The following is a 17092-nucleotide window of genomic DNA, read 5'->3' as shown; positions in this document are numbered from 1 at the left end:
TTAAAAAGCCGGTACAAACACCGGCTTAAAAACATATTTAAAGCGCTAATACTGGCTGATTACTTATAACCATTAGGGTTATTGCTTTGCCAACGCCACGTATCTTGCATCATTTCATCAATACCTCGCTCAGCTTGCCAACCTAGTTCATTGAATGCCTTTTCAGTTGCAGCATAACAGGCGGCTATATCGCCAGAGCGACGTGGTGATATTTGGTAAGGTACGGCTTGACCACTGGCTTTCTCGAAGGCGTTGACCATCTCTAGTACTGAATAGCCGTTTCCTGTGCCAAGGTTATAAATATGGGCACCTGTATTATCGGCAATGCGTTCTAGTGCTTTTAAGTGGCCTAATGCCAAATCAACCACATGGATATAATCACGAACACCGGTACCATCTTTTGTATTGTAGTCATCGCCAAATACGCTGAGTTTTTCGAGCCTTCCTACAGCAACTTGTGAAATATACGGCAATAAATTATTTGGAATATCATTAGGGTCTTCACCAATGAGGCCTGATTTGTGCGCCCCTACAGGATTGAAGTAGCGTAGTAATGCTAGGGCAAAACGGTCATCTGATTTAACAATGTCTTGCAGTATCATTTCAACCATAAGCTTAGATGTGCCATATGGATTGGTTGTGCCACCCACAGGAAAATCTTCACGAATAGGTAAACTCGCAGGGTTACCATAAACGGTTGCAGATGAACTAAAAACTAATTTGAATACACCTGCATCACGCATGGCATCCACTAATGTAAGGGTACCTTGTACATTGTTTTGATAGTACTCAATAGGTTTAGCAACAGATTCGCCTACAGCTTTTAAACCAGCAAAGTGGATGACGCTATCAATGTTATGATGCTTGAAAATCTCATCAAGGCATTCTCTATCTTGTACATCTCCTTGATAAAAAGTAATTTCTTTTTCAGTGATTTGCTTAACGCGTTTAAGCGATTCGTTGGATGAGTTACTTAAGTTATCAAGAACAATAACTTCACTGCCTTGTTGGAGTAGCTCTAACACTGTATGAGAACCGATGTATCCAGCTCCGCCGGTGACTAAAATGGCCATAAAAGCTCTAAGATTAATACGTGGTTGAATAGCCTCTATTTCATCATACTTTGTAGCAAAATTATATTCTAAATTTACAATAGTAAGGGGTGTCTATTGTCTTGCTTTGGGTTACATTTTATACCATATTGGTTACAAGTGAACGATGTGGTTAAGCTATAGTTAAAGGTGGCTGTTTAGTTTATATAACCGTATTTCGATGGAGAGAAAGATGAATACATTAAAGAAAATAACTCTCGCTATGATATTTGTATTGCCAGCCTTCACCTATGCGGGAGAGGCAAAGGTAAAATGGCACGACTTTGATGATTATCGGGATGTACGCCCAGGGAATAACTCAACTAAAGGATCATTTCATAAAAGCGTAGCGAACAACCTTGAAAAACACTTTAGCAAGCTTGCTGAAAAACTACCAGAAGGGTATACGCTTAATGTTGAGGTGACGGATCTTGATCTTGCTGGTGATGTTCGTTTTGGTTCGATGAACGAACTGCGCATTATTAAGCCAATTTATTTTCCTAGAATCGATTTAAATTATTCAGTGACAGACAAAAGTGGCAAGGTATTAAGCGAGGCCAACGATGTAAAACTCAAGGACATGGGCTTTATGGATCGTATGAAAATGGGCCGTGATGAAGCTTATTATTACGATAAACGTTTAATCACGGATTGGTTTGAAGATGAGCTATTACCATCGTTAAACCTTGGCGAGTAATCACTATAAGCTGTAAGCCGTCAGCCATCAGTTAGGCACGGCCAAGCAAGCTTTACGTCTACGTTTGATGTAGGCGTGAAATTTATTCCGCGCGATAGCCTCTATTTACAATAAATGAAATAGAGGCTTCTACGTTACTTGAACGTCGCTAATAGTTGTAATAACTGTTGAAGCTTAATAACTGTTTTTTTCAGTTTTTCTTCGTCCATCCCGTCGTTGCTTAAGCTTTCTACATCAGCAGCAACATCGAGAACATAAGGTTTAAAGCGCTTGGCTTCAAAGTCAAAACCAGCGTCTTGTGCAAATAAGGCTTTAAACTTACCATGACCTTGTTGTTGTAGGTCATCTAATTTTTTATCGGCATCAAGTGCCTGACGATAAACAATTTTTAAATTAGCATTGAGCTGTTCAATGATCGAATCCATTTTTTTCCTAAAGCTTTAGACTGCAATGCCGATATAGTACGTGGATTGTTATAAAAAGTCAGGTAGTGAACTATGAATATATCAGGATCAAATTTACCGGCAATGAGTGGCGGTGGCGAAAGTGCGGAGCTTTATAGTGCTGCTCTTGCAAAAAAACAGCAAAAAGCTGAAGGTGCTGCTGCACTTGCTCTTATTGAAGGTGCTGCAGTAAATACGAGCGCCGCACAAACACCTGCAAAGTCTGTAACCGCAACGCTGGGTAATAATATAAACGTATACGTGTAACTAAACTAGATTGAGGTCGATAGGGGTTTTACTTTTTTCGCCACCGATCTCTCTAACTAGTTTGGGGACTAAAAACCCAGGTAATGCTGCTAGCATGTCTGACATTATTTTTTTTGCTAGTTGCTCAGGTATATCAAAATGACTCGCCCCTTCCACTTTATCGAGTAGGTGCAAGTAATAGGGCAGTATGTCAGCATCGAATAGAGCCTCACTGAGGGCTATTTGCGCGCTTGCTGTATCATTTACATCTTTTAATAACACCGCTTGATTTAACAAAGTGACCCCCACTACTTTTAGCTTTTGCATAGCCGCTTTAAAGTCATCATCAATTTCGTTTGCATGATTAATATGGTTGATAAACACCACTTTTAAAGGTGATGCTGCAAAACGGGCACACAGCTCATCGGTAATTCTTGCTGGGATCACCACAGGCAAGCGGCTATGAATACGTAGGCGTTTAATTTGTGGAAGCTGTTCTAACTCATCCATAAACCAACTAACAGCATCATCTTTAGCCATTAATGGGTCGCCACCACTTAAAATAACTTCGTTAATGTTGGTATCTGCTTTTATATAGGCGAGGGCTTCAATTAAGCTGCGCTTATTCAATTGATTTTCTTGATACGGAAAGTGGCGTCTAAAACAATAACGACAATTGACCGCACAGCCTGTTTTAAACATAACCAAAACACGAGAGCGATACTTGTGTAATAAACCAGGTTGGTCGTTATCTTGCTCTTTTAATGGATCTTTGTTGTATCCTGTTTGTGCTAAAAATTCTTGGTGCCTTGGCATTACTTGCAGCAAAAGTGGGTCGTTGATGTCGCCATAACGCATTTTTTTGATAAAAGGCTGCGGCACGCGGACAGGAAAAAGACTGCGTGCTTTGAGGTCTTTTTCGTCTACTTTGCTTGATAATCCTAGCATTTCTAGCAAGCGTTCAGGGCAAGTGACAACATTTGCCAATTCTTTTTGCCAGTTTTTATGCAAATTTACTTCATTTCTTTGTATCATTGACACGTAGACTACTCGAAATTATTTAGACAGAGGAAACGATGGCGAATTATAGCACCAATGAGTTCAAGGGCGGCCTAAAAATTATGTTAGACGGCGAACCTTGCAGCATCTTAGAAAATGAAATGGTAAAACCAGGTAAAGGCCAAGCGTTTAACCGTGTTCGTATTCGTAAACTTATCACAGGTAAAGTACTAGAAAAAACATTCAAGTCAGGTGAAACAGTTGAAGGTGCAGACGTAATGGATACAGATTTAGCGTATCTATACACTGACGGTGAGTTCTGGCACTTTATGAACAACGAAACATTTGAGCAAATCGCTGCTGATGAAAAAGCGCTTGGCGACAATGCAAAATGGTTAGTTGAAAATGACGTGTGTACAATCACACTTTGGAACGGTAGCCCAATCGCTGTGACGCCACCAAACTTTGTTGAATTAGAAATTACTGAAACAGATCCAGGTCTAAAAGGTGATACAGCGGGTACTGGCGGTAAACCAGCAACATTAAGCACAGGTGCTGTTGTTCGTGTTCCTCTATTCGTTCAAATCGGCGAAGTGATCAAAGTTGATACACGTAGCGGTGAATACGTGAGCCGTGTTAAGTAATAGGCTTAATTAAGCAATTTATTATAAAATCCCAGCTTCTGCTGGGATTTTTTTGGGAATCACTTTATGTCTAATGTCCTTTGGCAACCAAGCGCCGATATTGAAACATTACGCGAGCGCGCTGCAATCATTCGCTGCATTCGTGAGTTTTTTTACACTCGTGATGTGATGGAGGTTGAAACGCCCAGCCTTAGTGCTGCCAGTGTAACCGATGTGCATTTAGCCACATTTAGCACAAAGTTTGTTGGCCCAGGCCATGCTGGTGGCTTGCCATTGTATTTACAAACGTCACCTGAGTTTGCCATGAAGCGTTTACTTGCTGCGGGCTCTGGTGCTATTTTTCAGCTTTGTAAAGCATTTCGAAATGAAGAAGCAGGAAGCCATCATAACCCTGAATTTACAATGCTTGAGTGGTATCGCCCTGGTTTTGATGAATTTGCGCTTATGGATGAAATGGATGAGCTTATGCAATTAGTGCTCGGCGTAGAACCCGCAGAGCGACTAACTTATCAGCAAGCCTTTATTAATGCTTTAGCTGTAGACCCTTTAACGGCTGATATCAGCACATTACAGCAACTAGCAACAGAGCAGGGTTTTGCCGATATTGCTGCGCATGAAACACATCGCGATACCTTGTTGCAGCTATTATTTTGTATGAAGGTAGAGCCAACGATTGGCCAAGAAAAGCCTTGTTTTATCTATCATTTTCCGGCTTCGCAAGCAGCGCTTGCACAAATTTGCCAGCATGATGAGCGGGTAGCAGGGCGCTTTGAGTTGTATTTTAAAAATATGGAACTGGCAAATGGCTTTAATGAATTAACGGATGCTAAAGAGCAGGCTGCTCGCTTTAAAGAAGATAACCAATACCGTGAAGCGAATGGCTTAAAACAAGTGCCAATGGATGAGCGTTTAATAGCAGCACTTGAAAATGGGCTACCGCAATGTGCGGGTGTGGCACTGGGAATTGATCGACTCATTATGCTGGCAACGAATAAGCAAAAGATTAAAGACGTACTCGCCTTTGATGTTGAAAGGGCTTAATTGTAGAGCGGGTTTACCCCGCGATTTTCGTTGATTTTAAAAGCGCGACATAAAGTCGCGCCTACGATTTATAGCTCGTAAATAAATGTCACGCCGGCAACCATAGGTTCGCCTAGTTGTGTGTAAGTGTGAGTCGCGTAACCATCTAATGGGTCGTTACCAAACTCAAAGCCACGGGTTGGTACGTCTTCGTCAAATAAGTTACGTGCCCATGCATTAATGCTCCAATTATCACTTTCATAACCAAACGAAGCATTCACTAAGTTAGTGCTTGGCGCTTTTGAGTTATGGCTATCAGAGAAGTAGTAATCGTCTTTGCCTTCTACACCAATTGATGCGTAAAGTGCTGGCGTAAAGTTATAGCGCGCAGTGAATGCATATTGGTATTTAGGTGCTTGTGCTTGGTCACGACCATCTTGATCAAGGCCTGATTGTGCAACAAAGTCATTAATTTCAGTGTGTAGATAACCCGCACTACCAGTGAGTAGCAGATTATCGGTGGCTTGGAAGCTGCCTTCAATTTCTAAACCGTAGTTTTCGCCAGAGCTTGCGTTATCGATATAGCCTGTGAACTTTTGACCTTCAACTTGCCACGATTTTAGCTGCATATCTTCGCGATACATGTAAAAAGCGGCGAGGCGTAATACAAATCTATCGTCAAGTGAGCTGCCTTTCACACCAAACTCACCGCTCCATAAATATTCAGGGGCAAATGATGTGTGATTCGCAAAGAAATCAGCATCTAGATTTAAGCCTTCATCTTTTGCTTTTGCCAGTGCTTCAGAGTTAATACCGCCCGCTTTGTAGCCACGAGTAATACTGGTGTAGATCATGGTGCGATCAATCACTTGGTATTCAAGTGCAAGCTTACCACCTACCATGACATCATCGGTTTCTTCAATAAAGCCATTGTTATCAATGTAGTCGCCTTGGTATTGCTCAACGCGCAGACCCGTAATTAAGGTTGTTTTTGGTCCTATAGGGGTTGCTACTTGACCATATGCAGCGATGTTGCTGGTTTCATAATTTGAGGTAAATGGTTGTGTCAGCCATGTGTATTGGCGTTCTAAATCAACTTCACGACCTTGATAATAAATGCCCGCTACCCATTCGCCAGACTTGCCATTAAATTGCAGTTCGGCCGCTTGATCTTTACGATCACGCAAGTAAGTATCTGTTGAGCTATAGCCCCACTCATGTAAACCTGCGGCGCAAAGCTCTGGCTGAGCTTCATCGTTACACACCCAATCTTCGTCAAAACTGTAAAGTAGCTCACTGTCGATACCTGACACATTAAGGCTTACATCAAATAAATCGAAGCCGGTGTACGTATTGGCAAGGCCAACTGCAATGCTTTCTTGGTTATCTTCGCCAGGCTCATCAGCAACACTGTAACGGCTATTATCGAGTGTGAATGCATCGTAGCCATTATTAATATCAATATAGTGAACACTCAGTTCTGTGCGTAAGTTATTTGTTAGCTGGCTGTGTAATTTAAAGCGAGAAACGAGCTCGTCTTGTCGCTGGGTATCTTTATTTAAATAACGGTTTTCAACATAACCATCAGACTCTCGTTGATAAATGCTGGCGCGCACTGCGGTGTCGTCGGTAATACCCGTGCCGGCAGCAATACCTGCCTCATAGCTGTTATAATTACCTGCGCCAAGCTGCACTTTTACACTTGGATCAAGGGTTGGTGCCGCTGATTCCATTTGAATCATACCGGCAAGCGCATCAGCACCAAAGCGTGTGCCTTGAGGTCCACGGTAAATTTCAACTTGGTCAACATCAAATAATAATGAACTACCACCAAGGCCAGAGTAGTTAATACCGTCGATCACCAAACCTACAGATGGGTTAATTGGGTCAACAAACTGTGAGCGCAAACCAACACCACGAATTTGCACATAACGACCACGTGATGCGCCAGACGTAAAGTTCACATTCGCGGCACTTGCTAGCATCTCATCTAAAAACTTAGCGCCTCGCTGATTGATCTCATGATCAGAAAATAAGCTGGCGCTGGCGCTAAGTGTTTGAATACTTTCTTTTTGGAAATCACCAGTGACTAAAATTTTTTCTAGCTCACCGTCTTCAGCATAAGCGATTGTTGATGCTGCAAATAATGGCAAAATAGCAGCAGATAATAATGATAAACGTCGTTTCATGCGGTTCTTAACTCCATTTTAGGGACTGCTATTCTAGCAAGCCTGCTGGCCAAATGGCTATTGCTACCCAAACAAAGTGAATCTTTAGGTTGTTTAGGTATTTATGATATAAACGCAGGCAATTATACGTAAATTGATTAGGAATACGACTATGACCTTTAAAGTTGACTTTAAAGTGCGAGATTATGAGTGCGATTTACAAGGCATTGTTAACAACAGTGTGTATTTTAATTATCTTGAGCACGCACGTCATGAGTTTTTACATGCTAAAGATATCGATTTTGCAAAATTAGCCAAAGAAAAAGTGAATCTTGTGGTGCTTCGCAGTGAAATGGATTACAAAGCCTCTTTAGTACCTGGCGATGAATTTTATGTTGTGGTAGAACCTGAGCGAGTTAGTCGACTAAAGTTTGCTTTTAGACAAACTATTTATCGTAAATATGATGATAAAGTTATGTTGCAAGCATTTGTAATTGGCACGTCAGTTAATGAAAAAGGTCGTCCTTTTTTACCAGAAGAAATCGATAAGTTATTCAAATAACCCGTGTTGTTCTATAAAGAGCTAGCTTAGAACATTTTTTTACAGATAAAACATGTTTTTTTAACGATCAAACACGTTAAATATTGTTATCATTACTAAATTGAAAATAAAGTCGAAAAACATATGAAGCTAGTCGCCTTGCCAATTCTTTTTGTATTATTTTGTGTGGGATGCTCATCAACTGGGAGCGTGTCAAGCGAACACTTAAAATACACACAATGGCAGCTATCAAAAATAAATGGTTTATCTATCCCTGTGTCACAAAGTGCATCAATGCGTTTTATTGAAGCCATGCAAATCAATGGCTTTGCGGGCTGTAATAAATTTTTTGGTGAAGGGCAGCTCGTCGAAGACACATTGAAAGTAAATAAGCTAGGTATGACTCGTAAGTCATGCGGTGAAAAAGTGGATGAGCTAGAACAGAAATTATTAATGACTTTAAAGCAAGGCGCAGCAATTTCACTGAATGATGAAAAGTTGGTGTTACAAGGCGAGCATCACTTCACTTTTATCGTTAAAAACTAAAACGCTTAGCTTGCAGCTATTTTTTAACTCACGTACACTCATTGTGTTTTTATAAAACAACGAATTTAAACTTGTCGGAGTGCCTTTAATAAGGCTGAGATCGCGAAAGCGGGATCCGTGAACCTGATCAGGCTAACACCTGCGTAGGGAACAAGCTGCCTCACCGGGCGCTTGTGCGCCAAATATAGGGGCATAAGCGGCATATAGGCTGCAACAGTAAGTGTTTATCTTACTAACGATCCAATGGCGTTTGCCACTCTCTATTGCACTTGCAATATCTGACAAGACAACCCTTAAAGCAATGAGGTAAGTCATGTCAAACACACCAACTAAACCGTCTCGCCGCGAAACACGTGCGGCTGCATCAGATTATATTTACAACCTAACCGGTCAACCTTTTCCTAACTCACATAAAGTCTATGTTGAAGGCACACAAGAAAACGTACGTGTGGGAATGCGTGAAATCACCCTCAGCGATACCTTTATCGGTGGTACTGAAGAGAACCCCGTATTTGAACCCAATGCGCCAATTCGTGTTTACGATACTTCGGGCCCATACACTGACCCTGATTTTCAACTTGATGTACGTAAAGGTCTTGAAAAGTATCGTGAAAAGTGGATTGAAAAGCGTGGTGACACTGAAATTTTAGACTCAGTGACGTCGCAATTTTCTCAGCAGCGTATGGCAGATGAAGGGTTAGATCATATCCGCTTTGAACATCTACCAAAGATCCGCCGTGCCAAAGCGGGTAGAAACGTTACCCAAATGCATTATGCGCGACAAGGTATCGTGACGCCTGAAATGGAATATGTGGCGATCCGTGAAAACATGGGACGCGAAAAAATTCGTGAAGAGTTACTCGCAGCCCAGCACAAAGGCGAATCGTTTGGCGCTAGCATTCCTGATTTTATTACCCCTGAATTTGTGCGTGATGAAATTGCCCGTGGTCGTGCCGTGCTTCCTAACAACATCAATCACCCAGAAACTGAGCCGATGATTATTGGCCGAAACTTCTTAGTTAAAGTGAACGCGAATATTGGTAATTCGTCGGTCACTTCATCAATCGAAGAAGAAGTAGAAAAAATGGTGTGGTCTACTCGTTGGGGCGCTGACACGGTAATGGACTTATCAACGGGTCGCTATATTCACGAAACCCGTGAGTGGGTGGTACGTAACTCACCAGTACCAATTGGTACCGTGCCGATTTATCAAGCCCTTGAAAAAGTAAACGGTGTTGCCGAAGACCTAACGTGGGAAATTTTCCGCGATACCTTGATTGAACAAGCAGAACAAGGTGTTGATTACTTTACTATTCATGCTGGGGTATTATTGCGTTACGTGCCAATGACCGCAAAGCGTGTGACCGGTATTGTTTCGCGTGGTGGTTCAATCATGGCGAAATGGTGTTTAGCGCATCATAAAGAAAACTTTTTATATACTCACTTTGAAGATATTTGTGAAATTTTAAAACAGTATGATGTGTGTTTCTCATTAGGGGATGGCTTGCGTCCGGGCTCTATTGCCGATGCCAATGACGAAGCCCAGTTCAGCGAATTACGTACTTTAGGTGAGCTGACCAAACTTGCTTGGAAACATGATGTGCAAGTATTCATCGAAGGCCCAGGCCATGTGCCAATGCATATGATCAAAGAGAACATGGAAGAGCAGCTAAAACACTGCGAAGAAGCACCGTTTTACACTCTTGGCCCATTAACCACGGATATTGCCCCTGGCTATGATCATTTCACATCAGGTATTGGCGCTGCGCAAATTGCGTGGTACGGCTGCGCCATGCTGTGTTATGTAACCCCGAAAGAGCATTTAGGCTTACCAAACAAAGAAGACGTTAAAGAAGGTTTGATCACCTACAAGATTGCTGCCCATGCCGCCGATTTAGCAAAAGGCCACCCTGGGGCGCAAGAGCGCGATAACGCATTATCAAAAGCGCGCTTTGAGTTTCGTTGGCACGACCAATTTAACATCGGTTTAGACCCTGAACGTGCTCGCGAATATCACGACGAAACGCTGCCGCAAGAATCGGGCAAGATAGCTCATTTTTGCTCTATGTGTGGTCCTAAATTCTGCTCAATGAAGATCACTCAAGAAGTACGTGATTATGCCAAAGATCTTGAGCAAAGAGGGATTGATTTTAATACCTTAGGTGAGGGCATCGAAATCAAAATGGTTGATGTCGAAGCCGAGATGAAAGCGAAATCAGATGAGTTCAAAAAAACAGGCTCTGAGATATACCACAAAGCAGTTTAGGCTAGTTGTAGGCGCGATTTTATATCGCGCTATTTGCTTAAATCTTATCGTTTAAGGCTGAGGTTAATATGTCTTACAACATTGCAGTGATTGGTTTTGGCTTAACGGGACGCTTAGCTGCATTGGCGTTAAGTAAGCAGCATCAAGTTACGGTGTTTGAGCAAGATGATGAACATGCTAGCAACAGTGCTGGTAGCGTTGCTGCAGCGATGTTAGCCCCCCTTGCTGAATCAGTCCTGTGTGAACAGGATTTAGCCCTACAAGGGCTTAATAGCATCACTCGTTGGCAGCAAATTTTAAGTGAACTTGATGACGCTGTGTATTTTCAACAAACAGGCAGCTTGGTGGTTGCTCATCAGCAAGATAAGGGCGATTTACACAGTTTTGTGAGTCGCTTAAAACCGCTTGAAAGCTATCAAGCACAGACATTGGTTGGCACTCAAATCGCTGACCTTGAGCCAGAGCTAGCTGGGCGGTTCCATCAAGGTGTGTATTTACCTTGTGAAGGGCAACTCGATAATCAGGCATTTTATGGCGCTAGTTTTAAAAAGCTTACCTCGCAAGGAGTGCAATTTAACTTTGGCTGTAAAGTTGCATTGAACGCCCATCAAGTGAATGGGCAAAGCTATGATTATGTGTTTGATTGCCGCGGCTTAGGTGCTAAACAATCTGAACCTTTACTGCGTGGAGTAAGAGGGGAAGTGGCGCGTTTATATGCACCAGAGGTGAACCTAACCAGACCGATACGTCTGATGCATCCACGTTACCCAATTTATATTGCTCCTAAGCCAAATCATCAATTTGTGATTGGTGCGACTGAAATCGAATCGCAAGACCGAGGTAAAGTCACCGTACGCTCGGCGCTGGAGTTATTGTCTGCTGCTTATACGGTGCATAGCGGCTTTGCTGAAGGGCGTATCGAGAGCTTGCAATCGGGGCTTCGTCCAGCGTTTGCAGATAACCGCCCGAAAGTCACAAAACAAGGTCGAGTGATCTGCATTAATGGCTTATACCGTCATGGCTATTTACTTGCGCCTCAGGTGGTCGATGATGCAGTGAGCTTAATTGCTTAAGGATAAAAATGAATATTTTAATTAATGGTCAGTCAGTTACAGTGAATGATAATACATCGCTGACTCAGGCGTTAAGTCAATTTGGCGCAAGACCGCCATTTGCCGTTGCCGTTAATGGTGACTTTGTGCCGCGCAGCCAGTGTGACGCTAAAACCCTCAACGAAGGCGACAGCATTGAGCTATTGTCGCCAATTCAAGGAGGCTAAGATGGATAGTTTTTCGGTTTATGGTGAACAATTTTCCAGTCGTTTACTGATTGGCTCAGCATTGTATCCTTCACCGAGTGTTATGCAGGATTCGATAGTGGCCTCACAGGCTGAGATTGTAACCGTTTCACTAAGACGTCAGCAAAGCGTTGCTGCGGGTGATGATTTTTGGCAATTGATAAAAAATACCGGGTTAAAAGTGCTGCCAAATACGGCGGGTTGCCATAGTGTGAAAGAAGCGGTGACCTTGGCGAAAATGTGCCGAGAAGTGTTTACCACTGACTGGATTAAGTTAGAACTGATTGGTGATGAATATAATTTACAGCCCGATCCAATCGCACTGCTCGAAGCCACTAAAACCTTATTGGCCGATGGCTTTAAAGTTTTACCTTATTGCACTGATGATTTAGTACTGTGTCAGCGCTTAGCTGATTTAGGCTGCGAAGTACTTATGCCTTGGGGCGCACCGATTGGCACGGGTAAAGGCTTGCTGAACCCTTACAACTTAAAAATGATCCGTGAGCGCTTGCCAAACCATACGTTAATTGTTGATGCAGGCTTAGGTTTACCATCTCATGCCTGCCAAGCGCTTGAATTAGGGTATGATGCCGTATTATTAAATTCGGCAATTGCAGGTGCAGGTTGCCCAGTGACGATGAGTAAAGCGTTTAAGAGTGCTGTAGAGGCGGGGCGGTATAGCTATGTGGCCAAAGCGATGCCAGAGAAAGACGTAGCAAGCCCATCAACGCCGACGCTCGGTATGCCATTTTGGCATCAAGAATAAAATGTGAGGAATAACATGAATCAGGTTGTATGGACCATAGCAGGCTCAGATTCGGGCGGCGGTGCAGGAATTCAAGCCGACATTAAGGCAATGCAAAGTTTTAATGTACATGGCTGTACAGTTATTACTGCTTTAACGGCACAAAATAGTTTAGGTGTAGAAGCGCTAAACCCGATTTCAACAGAAGTGATTGAGTCGCAACTATTAGCCTTAGCCAGTGATATGCCTGCCAGTGTGATTAAAATTGGCATGCTTGCCAATGTGCAGCAAATACAGCTTATTAGTGAGCATTTAAAACATTATAAAGCAACTTGGGCAGAACCGCCTTTGGTTGTTTATGATCCGGTTGCCATTGCCTCGAGTGGTGATTTATTAACAGAAGAAGATACCGTTAGTGCCATCAAAGAGTGTTTATTGCCATTAGTCGATGTTGTAACACCGAACACCCACGAAACGCAGTTATTAACCGGTGTTTATTTGATTGGCCCAAGCGCAGTGAAAGAAGCCGCTGAAAAGTTAACAAGCTATGGTGCAAAAGCGGTGATTATTAAAGGGGGTCATTGGGATTACCCAAGTGGCTATTGCATTGATTACTGCGTGCAAGGCGAACAAGCATATTGGCTTGGCAACGAAAAAATTCAAACTCCGCATAGTCATGGCACTGGATGTAGTATGGCTTCTGTTATTGCTGCGTGTTTAGCCAAACAGTATCCACTCAAAGATGCCTTTATTTTAGCGAAAGCCTATATAAACCAAGGTTTAAAAGCAGCCGTTCGATATGGTGAAGGGATTGGTCCTGTTGCACACACTTGCTTTCCAACAACGCTGGCGGATTACCCACAAGTCATCGAAGCGGGGAGTTGGTTAGGTGATGAGCTCGACTTTGATTGCCCAGTTAATTTTACCATGGCAGCAGGCTTTGCAGAATGTGACTCGAAACAGCTTGGGTTATATGCCGTTGTTGATACCCTTGATTGGTTAGAGAAGTGTTTAGCCGAAGGGGTTAAAACGGTTCAATTAAGAATGAAAAATGCAGACGATGCAGCACTTGAAGAGTCGATTGCAAGTGCGGTTATGCTGGGGCAGAAGTACGATGCGCAGGTGTATATTAATGATTATTGGCAATTGGCGATTAAGCACGGCGCTTATGGTGTGCATTTAGGACAAGAAGACTTACAAACCGCTAATTTAATTGCCATAAAAGAGGCTGGGTTACGTTTAGGTGTTTCGACCCATGGTTTTTATGAGATGCTACGCGCGCACAATTACAGACCAAGTTATATGGCATTTGGCGCTATTTACCCAACCACCACTAAAGACATGACGGGGCAAATTCAAGGCTTAGAAAAGCTCGAAAAATTTGTGCCGCTAATGGCCGATTATCCAACAGTCGCAATTGGTGGGATTGATTTATCACGTGCAGAGCAAGTTGCGAGTACGGGGGTTGGCAGTGTTGCAGTAGTACGTGCGATTACTGAAGCCGAAGACTACCAAACAGCCATTGCCAAGTTAAAACTGCTGGTCGAAGGTCAGTCTTAATATGAGCGCGTTAAGCGACAAAGAGCAAATTCGTTATAGCCGCCATTTACTATTAAAAGAGGTGGGGCATGCGGGCCAGCAAAAGTTAAAGTCTGCGCATACTGTGGTTGTCGGGGCGGGGGGACTTGGCTCTCCAGCACTGTTTTATTTAGCGGCGGCTGGAATCGGAACGCTCACTTTAATAGACGATGATAAGGTTGAGCTTTCAAACCTACAGCGACAAATACTGTATAAAATAAACCATATGGGGCAGGCAAAAACACAGGCAGCTGCCAAGGTGTTAAGCAGTTTAAATAATCAAATAACGGTTAAACCTTTATGCCAAAAGCTTGATGAAAGTAACTGTGCTGAGCTTCTTGAGGGTGCTGACATCATCCTTGATTGCAGTGATAACTTTGCTACCCGTTATTTGGTTAATCGTTATTGTTTAGCTAAATCTATCCCACTTGTATCAGCTGCTGCTATTGCAACACAGGGGCAGGTGATGAGTTTTGATTTTCGTCATAAATATAGCCCTTGCTATGGTTGTGTATTCCCGAAAATGGAGGAGCAAACAGCGCTTAATTGTGACAATGCTGGGGTATTGAGCCCGTTACTGGGGGTTATGGGGAGCATGCAAAGTTTATTGGCTATCAATATATTACTTGGCCATAAAGCGGGCAGTGAGTTTATTCAATTTGATGGGCTAACACTAAAACAGCAGCGCTTTAATATTCAAAAAGATAGTGAATGCTCAGAGTGTAATCGTGAGGGTAGGCGCGATTTATAGTGAATTTTAAGCAAACCACTTTTGCTAAAGTGGTTTGCTTAATTGAACTTATTAGTCGTTAATTTTCGCAAAGGGTGTGCCCATACGCGTCACTGTTTCTGGGTGTTGATCTGATAAGAACTCAGCTTGATTTGCACCCCAAGCTAAAATAACGGTAGAGCCTAACTTAAAGCGGCCCATTTCTTCACCCTTCTTAAGGGTAATCGCATTGTCACCTTCAGTTGGGTAATTCCAACTAAATACATCTTTACCCGCTGGTGGCGTTACAGTGCCTGCCCAGATAGTCTCGATGCTAGCAACAATTGTCGCACCAACCAGCACCATAGCTAGTGGGCCAATTTCGGTTTCAAAGATAGCCACAACACGCTCGTTACGAGCAAATAGGTTAGGTACATTTTGTGCTGTTAACGGGTTTACCGAAAATAAATCACCCGGTACGTAGATCATTTTGCTCAGCGTACCATCAACAGGCATGTGAATACGGTGGTAATCTTTTGGTGCTAAATAAATAGTCGCAAACTTACCGCCTAAAAACGGCGCTGTGTCTTCTTCTTTGCCACCAAGTAGTGCTTGTAAGCTGTAGTCGTGGCCTTTTGCTTGGATGATTTGACCGTCGACTACATCGCCTAATTGGCTAATTGCACCATCAACTGGGTGAGCAATAATGTCGCTTTCTTCAGCAAGTGGACGAATGCCTTCTTTTAATGGGCGAGTGAAAAACTCATTAAAAGTTTTGTAATGAGCTGGATCTGGGTATTTAGCCTCACTCATATCAATTTTGTATTGTTTGATAAACAATTTAATTAAGGCCGTTGTTAAGCCACCCGCTTTTGCTGCTGCTAACTTGCCAACCATGCGCGAAATGAAATGTTTTGGCATGGCATATTGCATAGCAATTTTGAATTTATCTAAACTCACTTGTTATTTCCTAAATAGTTATACGCGAGGAGCGCGTGCACCAGCACGGCCGTCGGCCATAGTTTCTAAAATTCGGTGGTAACTGTCAAAGCGAAGTTCTGAAATTTCACCATCATCAACAGCTTGGCGAATTATACAGCCAGGATCGTTTAAATGCTTACAATCGCGAAAACGACAGCCACCAATAAAATCACGGAACTCTTTAAAGCACCACGTAACGCGCTCAACATCTAAATGCCATAAGCCAAACTCACGAATTCCTGGTGAGTCGATTAGGTTACCGCCACTTGGTAAATGGTGTAATCGCGATACGGTGGTTGTATGCTGGCCAAGGCCGCTGTTTTCAGAGACTTCTTGAGTTAAAATTTCAGCGTCGGGTAGCACTGTATTGACTAAGGTTGATTTACCCACACCACTTTGACCAACAAAAATGCTGTTTTTATCTACCAGCTTTTGCTTTAGCTCATCTATGCCATGACCTGTTTTATTACTGACTAACAGTACTTGATAACCTAGCTCACGATAGATATCGAGAATTTCATCAATAAAAGCAAGGCCTTCATCGTCTATTAAATCTATTTTGTTAAGTACCAAAATAGGCTCAATACCCATGTCTTCACAGGCAACTAAATAACGGTCAATAATGTTTGGCGTAAACTCAGGCAGTACCGCCGAGACCATTAAAATTTGGTCGATATTGGCAGCGACGACTTTCACTCCGTCATAAAAATCAGGGCGTGTTAGTTGTGAGCGACGTTCATGGGTTGCTTCAATAACGCCAGCTAAGTCGCCTTCGCTAACTTTTGCACGGCGAAAAATAACCTCGTCACCACACACAAGGCTTGATACGGTTCTGCGTATATTACAGCGCAGCACTTCGCCTGATTCGGTTTCGATATCGGCATGTTGGCCAAATCGACTGATCACAACCGCATTTTCGGCAGGGCCTAAATTATCATTTTGCCATTGCACTGCAGCCCCTTTCTGTTGCTTTTTATCTGCATTAGAGAGGCGTTTTTGGTGATTGGCCTTAATTCGACGTGATTGGCCTTTACTTAATTTCTTTTGTTTTGCCACTTTTGGCCCATAACTTGATTAAATGTCGGGCTTTTTGAAAAAAAAGCTTTAGGTCGACTGATGAT

The 17092-nt window shown here is 42.7% G+C and carries 18 protein-coding genes and 1 riboswitch; of the genes, 12 read left to right on the top strand and 6 right to left on the bottom strand.

What is annotated here, in order from left to right; all coding sequences use genetic code 11:
• Positions 1-59 precede the first annotated feature (59 nt).
• Positions 60-1073 carry a UDP-glucose 4-epimerase GalE gene (gene galE, locus L0Z67_RS15025; protein WP_062568517.1) on the bottom strand — a complete coding sequence of 338 codons (1014 nt, stop codon included), beginning with the start codon at positions 1071-1073 and terminating at the stop codon, positions 60-62.
• Between the two features lie 211 nt (positions 1074-1284).
• Between galE and L0Z67_RS15020 the strand changes: the two genes are divergently transcribed.
• Entirely contained in the window at positions 1285-1788 is a 504-nt protein-coding gene (locus L0Z67_RS15020; RefSeq protein WP_405128203.1) for a DUF3016 domain-containing protein, read from the top strand.
• Positions 1789-1922: 134 nt separating this feature from the next.
• On the opposite strand, the gene L0Z67_RS15015 is transcribed toward L0Z67_RS15020, so the two are convergent.
• Positions 1923-2213 carry a prephenate dehydrogenase gene (locus L0Z67_RS15015; RefSeq protein WP_405128202.1) on the bottom strand — a complete coding sequence of 97 codons (291 nt, stop codon included), beginning with the start codon at positions 2211-2213 and terminating at the stop codon, positions 1923-1925.
• Between the two features lie 72 nt (positions 2214-2285).
• Between L0Z67_RS15015 and L0Z67_RS15010 the strand changes: the two genes are divergently transcribed.
• Positions 2286-2498 (top strand): hypothetical protein, encoded by a 213-nt coding sequence (locus L0Z67_RS15010; RefSeq protein WP_193987872.1) that lies wholly within the window; start codon positions 2286-2288, stop codon positions 2496-2498.
• Here the strand turns inward: L0Z67_RS15010 and epmB are convergent, their stop codons facing one another.
• Complete coding sequence (gene epmB / locus L0Z67_RS15005; RefSeq protein WP_405128201.1) at positions 2499-3512, bottom strand: EF-P beta-lysylation protein EpmB; 1014 nt, start codon at positions 3510-3512, stop codon at positions 2499-2501. It abuts the gene before it with no gap.
• Positions 3513-3553: 41 nt separating this feature from the next.
• Here epmB and efp point away from each other — a divergent pair, with 41 nt between their 5' ends.
• Together efp and epmA are read left to right on the top strand one after the other, a co-directional pair.
• Complete coding sequence (gene efp / locus L0Z67_RS15000) at positions 3554-4120, top strand: elongation factor P (protein WP_062568522.1); 567 nt, start codon at positions 3554-3556, stop codon at positions 4118-4120.
• 66 nt (positions 4121-4186) lie between these two features.
• On the top strand, positions 4187-5161 hold the full coding sequence (gene epmA, locus L0Z67_RS14995) for an elongation factor P--(R)-beta-lysine ligase (RefSeq protein ID WP_237114497.1): 975 nt from the start codon (positions 4187-4189) through the stop codon (positions 5159-5161).
• Between the two features lie 68 nt (positions 5162-5229).
• Here epmA and L0Z67_RS14990 read toward each other — a convergent pair whose 3' ends face one another.
• The gene (locus tag L0Z67_RS14990) at positions 5230-7329 is read right to left on the bottom strand and encodes a TonB-dependent receptor (protein ID WP_237114496.1); all 2100 of its coding nucleotides are present in this window, start codon (positions 7327-7329) and stop codon (positions 5230-5232) included.
• A 151-nt stretch (positions 7330-7480) separates the two neighbouring features.
• Here L0Z67_RS14990 and L0Z67_RS14985 point away from each other — a divergent pair, with 151 nt between their 5' ends.
• The 8 genes from L0Z67_RS14985 to L0Z67_RS14950 all read left to right on the top strand — a co-directional run bounded on the left by L0Z67_RS14985 (position 7481) and on the right by L0Z67_RS14950 (position 15032).
• Entirely contained in the window at positions 7481-7870 is a 390-nt protein-coding gene (locus tag L0Z67_RS14985) for a thioesterase family protein (RefSeq protein WP_062568525.1), read from the top strand.
• Between the two features lie 123 nt (positions 7871-7993).
• On the top strand, positions 7994-8395 hold the full coding sequence (locus L0Z67_RS14980; protein WP_062568526.1) for an META domain-containing protein: 402 nt from the start codon (positions 7994-7996) through the stop codon (positions 8393-8395).
• 65 nt (positions 8396-8460) lie between these two features.
• Positions 8461-8562: riboswitch (TPP riboswitch) on the top strand.
• A 146-nt stretch (positions 8563-8708) separates the two neighbouring features.
• Positions 8709-10661: a phosphomethylpyrimidine synthase ThiC gene (gene thiC, locus L0Z67_RS14975; RefSeq protein ID WP_237114495.1), complete on the top strand. Its 1953-nt coding sequence runs from the start codon at positions 8709-8711 to the stop codon at positions 10659-10661.
• Between the two features lie 68 nt (positions 10662-10729).
• Entirely contained in the window at positions 10730-11734 is a 1005-nt protein-coding gene (locus tag L0Z67_RS14970) for an FAD-dependent oxidoreductase (protein ID WP_062568528.1), read from the top strand.
• Positions 11735-11742: 8 nt separating this feature from the next.
• On the top strand, positions 11743-11940 hold the full coding sequence (gene thiS, locus L0Z67_RS14965; RefSeq protein WP_171041525.1) for a sulfur carrier protein ThiS: 198 nt from the start codon (positions 11743-11745) through the stop codon (positions 11938-11940).
• Between the two features lies 1 nt (position 11941).
• A complete protein-coding gene (locus L0Z67_RS14960) occupies positions 11942-12724 on the top strand; it encodes a thiazole synthase (protein ID WP_062568529.1) in 783 nt (260 codons plus the stop codon).
• A gap of 15 nt (positions 12725-12739) precedes the next feature.
• Positions 12740-14263 (top strand): thiamine phosphate synthase, encoded by a 1524-nt coding sequence (gene thiE / locus L0Z67_RS14955; RefSeq protein ID WP_193987865.1) that lies wholly within the window; start codon positions 12740-12742, stop codon positions 14261-14263.
• 1 nt (position 14264) lies between these two features.
• A complete protein-coding gene (locus tag L0Z67_RS14950; RefSeq protein WP_405128200.1) occupies positions 14265-15032 on the top strand; it encodes a HesA/MoeB/ThiF family protein in 768 nt (255 codons plus the stop codon).
• Between the two features lie 51 nt (positions 15033-15083).
• Here the strand turns inward: L0Z67_RS14950 and asd are convergent, their stop codons facing one another.
• Both asd and rsgA read right to left on the bottom strand, forming a co-directional pair.
• The gene (gene asd, locus L0Z67_RS14945) at positions 15084-15950 is read right to left on the bottom strand and encodes an archaetidylserine decarboxylase (protein ID WP_171038291.1); all 867 of its coding nucleotides are present in this window, start codon (positions 15948-15950) and stop codon (positions 15084-15086) included.
• Between the two features lie 18 nt (positions 15951-15968).
• The gene (gene rsgA, locus L0Z67_RS14940; protein ID WP_193987862.1) at positions 15969-17027 is read right to left on the bottom strand and encodes a small ribosomal subunit biogenesis GTPase RsgA; all 1059 of its coding nucleotides are present in this window, start codon (positions 17025-17027) and stop codon (positions 15969-15971) included.
• Between the last annotated feature and the right edge of the window lie 65 nt (positions 17028-17092).

The organism is Pseudoalteromonas sp. PB2-1 (assembly GCF_045040605.1).
Taxonomy (GTDB): Bacteria; Pseudomonadota; Gammaproteobacteria; order Enterobacterales; family Alteromonadaceae; genus Pseudoalteromonas; species Pseudoalteromonas arabiensis.
This window is presented reverse-complemented; position numbering and strand designations above follow the sequence as displayed.